We start from the raw sequence: 8,266 nt of genomic DNA on the forward strand, positions 1-8,266 counted from the left end.
CTCCCATTGGGTGTCAGAGAGCATCTGGAACCGGGACATGTCCCCAGGGTCTCAGCTGACTCGTGCATCTATTCTCAGACACGCCCTAGGTCGCGGGCGAGTACCGCCGGGTAGCTCGGGCCCTCGAGGAGTGTCATGAGGATGCGGGAGCGGGTCGGGTCGGCCATCGCCCGGCCCAGCCGGTTCATCACGTCCAGCCGCGAAGCAATAGTCAGCATGCGCTGACCATACAGAACCTGCTGACCTCTCGTGTGTGGCTCCCGCTGCTGATATCTGCATAGGTGTATGGTCGTGGCATGAGTGTGACGCCGTTGGATTCGTGTCAGGTCACCGCCGTCCATCCGGAGAAGGTGGCGCTGACCCGGGAGAGGATCCCCGACGAGCGCGAGGCCGGCAGGTTGGCCGGGCTGTTCAAGCTCCTGGGGGACCCGCGCCGTGCCCGGGTGCTGTATGCGTTGCTGGAGGCCGGCGAGCTGTGCGTGTGTGACCTGGCGGCGTCGGTCGATGTCGCGGAGGCGTCGGTGTCCCAGGTGCTGCGGGTGCTGCGTTCCGCTGGGGTGGTCGAGAACCGCCGGGAGGGGCGGATGGTGTACTACCGCCTCGCTGACGGGCATGTGCGGATGCTGCTGGACGTCTCCCGTGAGCACGCCCGCCACGAGGGGCAGGGCTGATGGGGGCGGGACACAGCCATGCCCCGGCGACCGGGCATGCCGGTGGCCGCTACCGTCGGCGGCTGGCGGGGGCGTTCGCCCTGACGGCGGGCTTCTTCCTGATCGAGCTGGTCGCGGGGCTGGTGTCGGGGTCGTTGGCGCTGCTGTCGGATGCCGGGCACATGGCTGCCGATGTGGTGGTGCTGGGTGCGGCGCTGCTGGCGACGCGCATCGCGAGCCGGCCGGACTCCACGGGGCGACGCACCTATGGCTCCTACCGGGCCGAGGTGTTCGCCTCGGCGTTGGCGGTGCTGGCGATGCTCGCGGTCGGGGTGTACGTGGTGGTCGAGGCCATCAGCCGGCTGGGCGACGCGCCGGAGGTGGCCTCCGGCGCCATGCTCGCGGTCGGCTTCGCCGGCCTGGTGATCAACATCATCTCCATGCTGCTGCTGCGCAGCGGGGCCAAGGACAGCCTGAACGTCAAGGGCGCCTACTACGAGGTGATCGCCGACGCCGCCGGGTCGGTGGGTGTCATGGTCGCCGGCGTGCTGATCATCCTCACCGGCCAGCCGATCTGGGACGTCGTGGTCGCGGCGCTCATCGCGGTCTTCGTCATCATCCGGGCGGTGGTTCTGGGCAGGCAGGTGATCGCGGTGCTGGGCCAGCACGCCCCGGAAGGGGTGGACCCGGAGGACGTCGCCGGTGACCTGGACGCGGTCGAGGGGGTGGAGGAGGTCCACGACCTGCACCTGTGGACCCTGACGTCGGGGATGAACGTGGCCACGGCCCACCTGGTCGCTGACCAGGGCGCGGACCACGGCGCCGTGCTTGCCGGCGCGCGCCGGGTGCTGCGCGACCGTTACGGTATCGCCCATGCCACCTTGCAGGTGGAGGGCGCCGGCAGCGACGGCTGTCACGACCTGAGCTGGTAGCACTCGGCACGGAAGCCCGCTCGCGAGAGCCGCACATGCTTGAGCAACGTCTTAGGAGCGCGCGATGACCGCGAAGCACGGCAAGGGCCCCGGGCCGGACGAGGGCCAGCGGCCGGCCCGGCGCGGGGTGGTGCTCACCCTGCTGGGGATCGGTCTGGTCGCCGCGGCTTACGTGGTGACGATCGTGGTCATGGTGGTGCGGTGACGCGGCCCAAACGGACCGCGGCCTCATGGCGGCGCCGCAAGGCGGTCATCGCGTCGTCCAGTGCTGTCCTCGTCGGGTCGAGCACGTAGAGGTCGTGAAGACGTCCAGATATAGGCCTGGGACGGGAGTTCTTGCATCGACTGAACTCCCCGGTGGTTGCAGGTCCGATACGCAGGGGTGCCAGTAAGTAGGGCTGATCGGCGCCCATTTTCTTGTCTCGCGCCCCGGGGCGAGGCGGTCCCCTATCGGTGTCCCTGTGTGCGGGGCAGGTTCACGCCGCGCAGCAGGAGAGCTTGGCGATGTCGGTGGTGAAGGCCTGCGCGGTGAGCTTGAGGCCTTCGGCCATGGTCAGGTAGGGGCTCCAGAGGTTGGCGACCTGGCTGGTGGTCATGCCGGCCTCGAGCATGTAGACCCCGGCGGCGGCGAGGTCGCCGGCGTCCTGGGCCAGGGCGGTAATGCCGATGATGCGGCCGGTGTCGGCGTCGGTGACCATCTTGATGAACCCGCGGGTGTCGCGGTTGACGATCGCGCGTGGGACGTGCGCGAGTGACAGGACACGGCTGTCGTAGCGGATCCCGGCAGCGGAGGCCTGCCGTTCGGTCATCCCGACGGCGGCCAGGGCGGGGCTGGTGAACACGACCCGGGGCAGGTGGCGGTAGTCGACCTCGAGGCCGGCGCCGGTGAGGGCGTTGTCGGCGACGAGGGCGCCGTGGGCCGCGGCGACGTACACGAACTGACGGTGGGCGGTGACGTCACCGGCAGCCCAGACGCGCGGGTTGGTGCTGCGCAGATGGCTGTCGACAACCACCTCGCCGTGGTCGCCGGTGCGCACGTCGACGGTGTCGAGACCGAGCGTGGCGGTGACCGGGCGGCGCCCGGTGGCGACGAGTACCTCGGCCGCCCGGAGTTCCTGTGAGCCGTCAGTGGTGGTGGCAGTGACCGTGACCTCGCCGGTGGCCGGGTCGCGGCGGACCGCGCTGGGCACCGCGCCGCGGATGATCTGGATGCCTTCGTCCGTGAAGATCTCATCCAGGGCGGTGGACGCCTCGGGTTCTTCCTGGGACGCCAGCCGTGAGCGGACCAGCATGGTGACCCGGACGCCGAGCCGAGCGAAGAGCTGGGCCTGCTCCATCGCGACGTAGCCGCCGCCGATGACCAGCAGCGACTCCGGGACGTGGTCCAGTTCCATCGCGGTGGTCGAGGTCAGGTAACCGGCCTCCTGCAGGCCGGGGACCGGCGGCGCCCAGGGCCTGGAGCCGGTGGCGATGAGGTAGTGCGCGGCCCGGACCGTCTCCACCGTGCCGTCAGGGCCGGTGACGCGCAGTGCCGGCTCGCTGGGTGTGCCGACGAACGTGGCGTCCCCGGGGTGGAGATCCCATCCGTACTCGGTGGCCAGGTCCAGGTACTTCTCGCCACGCAGTGACCCGACGAGCCGATCCTTGCCGGCGATCAAGGCGGGCATGTCGACCGGCCGGACTTCGGGGAGCGGCAGGCCGGGGAACCGGGAGGCGTCGAGTGTGACGTGGCGGGCCTCGGCGGTCGCGAGCAAGGCCTTGGAGGGCACGCACCCGGTGTTCACGCAGGTACCGCCGACGGTGCCACGCTCGATCATCACCACCCGTCTGCCGAGGTTGGTGGCGCGGATCGCGGCCGCGAACGCCGCCCCACCGAACCCGATCATTGCCAGGTCATACGACCTGCTGTTAGCCGTTGCCGTCATGAACTCCTCCTTCATCGCCCTCAGGATCGACCTTCCAGTGCACTGGAAGGTCAAGGGGGAGAATGAGTGGCATGCGGATCGGTGAGGTGGCTCGGGCGTCGGGCACGACGAGCAAGACCCTGCGGTACTACGAGGAGGTCGGGCTGCTACCCGCCGCGGACCGCACCCCGGCGGGCTACCGGGACTACGGCGCCGAGGTGCTCGACCGGCTGGACTTCATCCGCCGGGGGCAAGCGGCCGGGCTGACCCTGGCCCAGATCGGTCAGGTGCTGGACATCCGCGACCGGGGGCAGGCCCCCTGCCGGCACGTCACCGACCTGCTCGACACCCGCCTTGATGTGATCGACCGGCAACTCGCCGAGCTCGCGCAGCTACGCACCACGATCGCCGACCTGCGCGAGGACGCCGCCGCCGGCGACCCGGCCACGTGCTCCCCCGAGGATGTCTGCCGCTACCTGTGACACCGAAGTTCACGGGCCCGTGGCAGCGCATGGCGGCCCACTCTGTTGCGTTGGGGTGTTAGACCTTTCGCAACGGTTCTGTTGCGCGGGGTGCACCCTATCGCGACGCCTATTCCTCCGGCCTGCCGTCGGCCGCTGTCCCGGTGAAGGATCGGCTTGCGGAACGTGAGCCTCACTCGCAGCGCCCTCTTGCCCGCGTGCTTGGAGGCCGCCACTGAGCTCCGACAGAACCCCGCCATATAGCGGCGCAAGCCACACATGACACCGGGCGGCACACCGAGCAGCCGCCACAAACGACCGATTTAGCCGTTACACGCCCGTGAGTCGGAGCATGACTGAGCCCATTGAGGCCGGAATGGGGGGCGAGGCCACTGTGCCGATTCTGATTCTTTGTCCACACCACCGCGGGGGCCGTTTCAGCGGCCCCCGCGGTGGTGTTGCCGAGGTGTGGACTCAAGCCGCGCGGGGCAACACTCCGCGCAAGACGTCGGTGAGGGTGACGACCCCAGTGAACCGGTTGTCCTGGGGCACTGCGGCCAGCTGGCGGCTGTTGCGGCGCATGGAGGCAAGTGCTTCGTGCAACGGTGTGGTGGAGGGCAGCGTCAGAGCCTGCTGGATAAGCGGCTGGATTGGCGCAGAAGGCTCCATCGTGAGGGTGTCCCGCACGTGGACGACGCCCGGAACGCTCTCAGGGGTATGGTCCGGCTGGACCAGGATACGCAAGTGCCCTGAGCACGCAGCGGCATTCTGGACCGCCTCGACGTCGGCGTCGGGGGCGACCTTGACCGGGTGCTGACCCTGGGGGAGGAGGTCCCCGAGAGTGAGGGTCTGAAGGTCCAGGGCACCGGCCAAGGCTTCATGGTTCTGCCGGTCCAGGGTGCCGGCGGCGGCGGAGTGCTCAACCAGCTGACGAATGGCCGCTGCGTCGTAGCCGCCCACGGCGGCTTGGTCCACGGGGGTGACGCCGCTGAGGGTCACCAGGCGGTTGGCCAGCCGGTTGGCCAGCAGCAGCAGGGGGCGAACGGTCCAGACGAAGGCGCGTGCGGGCACGGCCACGGCTTTGGCTGCGGTCTCGGGGTGGGCAATGGCCCAGGACTTGGGGGCCATCTCCCCGATGACCAGGTGAAGGAAGGTCACGGCCAGCAAGGACAGGACGAAGGAGGCGGTTCCGGCTGCCGCTGCGGGGATGCCCCAGTCCTCCAGGACGGGGCCGAGCCATGCGTCGACGGCCGGCTTGGTGATCGCCCCCAGGGCGAAGGTGCACAAGGTGATGCCCAACTGGGCTGCGGCGAGCATGAGGGTCAGCTCGTCGACTCCCTTGAGAGCGGCCCGCGCGGCGCGGCTGCGTCCTGCCTCGGCCTCTAGCCGGTGCCGGCGGGCGCCCAGCAGGGAGAACTCCATGATGACGAAGATCGCGCTGAGCACGATCAGCGCTGTGGTCACGAGCATGACGATCAGTGGACCGTGCATCATCGCTCCTCGTCCGTGGTGGCGTCGGGCTGGGCCTCGTGGGCGGCATGGCTGCCGGCGGTGTCAGAGCGGGGCACCTCGATGGGGTGGATCCGCAGTCGAGCCGGGACCCTGCGTTGGATGGAGAGGACCTCGACCTGCAGGTGGCGGTCGTAGACCTCCTCAGCCCCGAAGTCTCGTGGGTCCTCGGGCAGGTCGATCGTGATGACCTCGCCTTCCCGGGGCAGACGGCCCAGAGCGTCGATGGTCAGACCGGCGGCGGACTCGGCCTCGGTCACGGGCAGGGGGTGCCCGACGAGGCGCTCGAGCTCGTCCAGGTGGGCCTCTGCGCTCAGGACCCAGGAGTGCAGGCCTGTGGCGGTGATCTCCTCCTGGGGGTGCAGGTCGTGCTCGTCCGTGAGCTCGCCCACGAGCTCCTCCGCGAGGTCTTCCACTGTGAGCACGCCGACGAAGCCGCCGAACTCGTCCACGATGCACGCCATCTGCTGCCCTGAGCCGTCGAGCTCCCGGGCTGCGTCGGGCAGGGACATCATCGTGGGCAGCACCAGTGCAGGGCGCATCAGGGCGGACACGGGGGTGTCCGGGGCCATCCGGGTCTCACCGAGCAGGTCGGTGAGGTGGACTACCCCGAGCGGTTCGTGTTCGTTCGAGATCACCGGGTAGCGGGTGTGGCCGGTGGCCATCAGGTCGCGCACCTGAGCCAGGGAGGTCTGGGGCTGAACCTCGTCCACACGCGAGCGGGGCACCATCGCGTGCTGCACGTCCTGGTCTGGGAAGTCCAGCACCCGGTCGATCAGGACGGAGACCTCCGCGGGCAAGGATCCGGACGCTCTGGAGTCCAGGGCAATGCGGTCCAGGTCCTCGGCGGTGGCGGTGCTGTCGACGTCGTGCACTGGCTCGATGCGCAGGAGCTTGAGCAGCACCTCGGCCGCCTTGTCGAAGACCCAGATGAGCCAGCCGAACAGGCCGAGGTAGATCTGCGTGGGCCTGGCCAGAGCGCGGGCCAAGGGCTCGGGGTTGGCGATGGCCAAATTCTTGGGGTACAGCTCGCCGATGATCATCTGCACCAGGGTGGCCACCATCAGTACGCCCAGCGTGGAGATGGCGATGACCACTTCAGAAGGCAGTGCGGTGCCGCCGAGCAACTCGGTCAGGGCCGCACCCACCATCGGCTCTGCCACGTAGCCCACCATGAGGCCTGTGACCGTGATCCCCAGCTGCGCGCCGGAGAGCATGAAGGAGGTGCGGCGAGTGACCTGCAGTGCGCGGGCGGCGGCGCGGTCGCCGGCCTTGGCGGCGGTCTGCAGGCGGACGCGGTCGACAGACATGTACGCGAATTCCTGGGCCACGAAGAAGCCGTTGGCGGCGATGATCGCCAGGATGATGAGGGATCCGAGGATCAGTGTCAGGACTGGATCCATGCCTGAGTCACCTCCCCACGAGGTGCAGGCGACCCCGCCAGCTGCGGGGTGGGGTGGGGGTGACGCTCGGACTGTCACCAGGGCAGGCGGCTGGGCCGTCGCTCATGTATTCAGGGGCTCCAAAAGGGGTCGAATGAATAATGGCGGCACATTACCACCGGTAACCGGTCGCAGGGCAGGGTGGGGTGTGGCCTCGCCGCCGACATCGGGCATCTGCCCGCCAGGATGTCCAGCCGGGTATGAGTACGCGACACGACTCCATCCTGTCGCCCAATACCCTGCCACGTTGGGAGACACGCCCTCGACGCCCCAAGGCGGGGGACGTGGGGGAGGGGCCGGTCATCCCCTGGGGGTCACCGGGCCCTCCCATCGGACTTCGCCGTCCACGACCTCGCCGGTCGGGCTCATTCCGATACGACGGGCCACGGCGACTGACGCCTCATGGTCGGGGTGGATATGGGCGATGACCTGTTTCGCGCCCATGTCCGCGAGTTCAGCCAGCAGGAGAGCAGCTGCTGCTGAGGCGCAGCCCTGGCGTTGCCACGGTGCTCCGATGACCCAGGCGATTTCGGCGGGCTGGCCAGAGACCGGGATAGTGGCTTGAACGTAGCCGAGTGCTTCCCCGGAGGTCTCGAATACCACCACGTGATTGAGCCAGGTCTCGGTCTCATCAGCCGAGTGGCCCCGGCTCTGAAGGGTGTACTGGCGGGTGAGCCCCTCGACGGTCGGCGGTTCACCCCCGGTGTACTGGTAGAGGGCCGGGTCGGCTAGGGCATGTCTGACAATCGTTTGGACCATGCGATCACAGCATTCAGCACCACAGCGGACCGGTAGACGATCGCGTACTTGTCATACCGGGTCGCCAGACCCCGCCACTGCTTCAGGTGCGCGTACTGACGCTCGATGACGTTGCGGCCCTTGTAGGCGTCCGCGTCGAGGCTGACGGGGCGCCCGCCGCGGGCACCGCGCCGTCTGCGGTGGCCCTGCTGGTCGGCCGGTTCGGGGATGACCGCTTTGATCCCACGGGCACGTAGGTGGGTGCGGATCGCCCGGGAGGAGTACGCCTTATCGCCCAGCACGGCCTCGGGGCGGGTCCGGGGCCGCCCTACTTGGCCGGGTCACGCGCAGCTGCTCCCGAAGAGGAAGCAGCATCGGGGAGTCCCCTGCCTGGCCGGGGGTGATCAGGCTGACCAGCGGCAGCCCGGTCCCGTCGACGAGCTGATGGATCTTCGTGCTCAGCCCGCCACGGGAGCGCCCGATGCCGTGATCGGCCGGCTCCTCACACGGATTCTTGTAGTTCGATCCATCCCCCTGTGAGGCGGGTGATGTTCGTCGCGTGCTGATGCGCGCGGGCGATCGTGGAGTCCACCGAGACCGACCAATCGATCAGGCCTTCGGCGTCAGCGG

8 protein-coding genes and 2 pseudogenes are annotated in these 8,266 nt (G+C 69.0%); 4 read left to right on the top strand and 6 right to left on the bottom strand.

Annotation, left to right across the window (positions count from 1 at the left end; all coding sequences use genetic code 11):
* Positions 1 to 83: 83 nt before the first annotated feature.
* Positions 84 to 218, bottom strand: a pseudogene (locus AUV08_RS06980) (ArsR family transcriptional regulator); the annotation flags it as partial.
* Between the two features lie 78 nt (positions 219 to 296).
* Here AUV08_RS06980 and AUV08_RS06985 point away from each other — a divergent pair.
* The 3 genes from AUV08_RS06985 to AUV08_RS12065 all read left to right on the top strand — a co-directional run bounded on the left by AUV08_RS06985 (position 297) and on the right by AUV08_RS12065 (position 1,787).
* The gene (locus AUV08_RS06985) at positions 297 to 671 is read left to right on the top strand and encodes a helix-turn-helix transcriptional regulator (RefSeq protein ID WP_041103922.1); all 375 of its coding nucleotides are present in this window, start codon (positions 297 to 299) and stop codon (positions 669 to 671) included.
* Positions 671 to 1,582 (top strand): cation diffusion facilitator family transporter, encoded by a 912-nt coding sequence (locus AUV08_RS06990; protein ID WP_002854089.1) that lies wholly within the window; start codon positions 671 to 673, stop codon positions 1,580 to 1,582. Before AUV08_RS06985 ends, AUV08_RS06990 begins: the two co-directional genes overlap by 1 nt.
* A 64-nt stretch (positions 1,583 to 1,646) precedes the next feature.
* Positions 1,647 to 1,787, top strand: a complete 141-nt coding sequence (locus AUV08_RS12065) for a hypothetical protein (RefSeq protein WP_002854087.1) — start codon at positions 1,647 to 1,649, stop codon at positions 1,785 to 1,787.
* Between the two features lie 271 nt (positions 1,788 to 2,058).
* On the opposite strand, the gene merA is transcribed toward AUV08_RS12065, so the two are convergent.
* Entirely contained in the window at positions 2,059 to 3,522 is a 1,464-nt protein-coding gene (gene merA, locus AUV08_RS06995; protein ID WP_049146770.1) for a mercury(II) reductase, read from the bottom strand.
* Positions 3,523 to 3,578: 56 nt separating this feature from the next.
* Here merA and AUV08_RS07000 point away from each other — a divergent pair, with 56 nt between their 5' ends.
* Positions 3,579 to 3,968 carry a heavy metal-responsive transcriptional regulator gene (locus AUV08_RS07000; protein WP_036382791.1) on the top strand — a complete coding sequence of 130 codons (390 nt, stop codon included), beginning with the start codon at positions 3,579 to 3,581 and terminating at the stop codon, positions 3,966 to 3,968.
* Between the two features lie 453 nt (positions 3,969 to 4,421).
* Here AUV08_RS07000 and AUV08_RS07005 read toward each other — a convergent pair whose 3' ends face one another.
* The 4 genes and pseudogenes from AUV08_RS07005 to AUV08_RS11795 form a co-directional block, all read right to left on the bottom strand.
* Positions 4,422 to 5,438 (bottom strand): CNNM domain-containing protein, encoded by a 1,017-nt coding sequence (locus tag AUV08_RS07005; protein ID WP_061873161.1) that lies wholly within the window; start codon positions 5,436 to 5,438, stop codon positions 4,422 to 4,424.
* Complete coding sequence (locus AUV08_RS07010; RefSeq protein WP_061873162.1) at positions 5,438 to 6,859, bottom strand: hemolysin family protein; 1,422 nt, start codon at positions 6,857 to 6,859, stop codon at positions 5,438 to 5,440. Before AUV08_RS07010 ends, AUV08_RS07005 begins: the two co-directional genes overlap by 1 nt.
* Positions 6,860 to 7,198: 339 nt before the next feature.
* On the bottom strand, positions 7,199 to 7,657 hold the full coding sequence (locus tag AUV08_RS07015) for a GNAT family N-acetyltransferase (protein ID WP_061867684.1): 459 nt from the start codon (positions 7,655 to 7,657) through the stop codon (positions 7,199 to 7,201).
* Positions 7,627 to 8,266 (bottom strand): annotated as a pseudogene (locus AUV08_RS11795) (IS5 family transposase); the annotation flags it as partial. The gene AUV08_RS07015 and the pseudogene AUV08_RS11795, both read right to left, overlap by 31 nt.

The organism is Micrococcus sp. CH7 (assembly GCF_001595485.1).
Lineage (GTDB): Bacteria > Actinomycetota > Actinomycetes > Actinomycetales > Micrococcaceae > Micrococcus > Micrococcus luteus.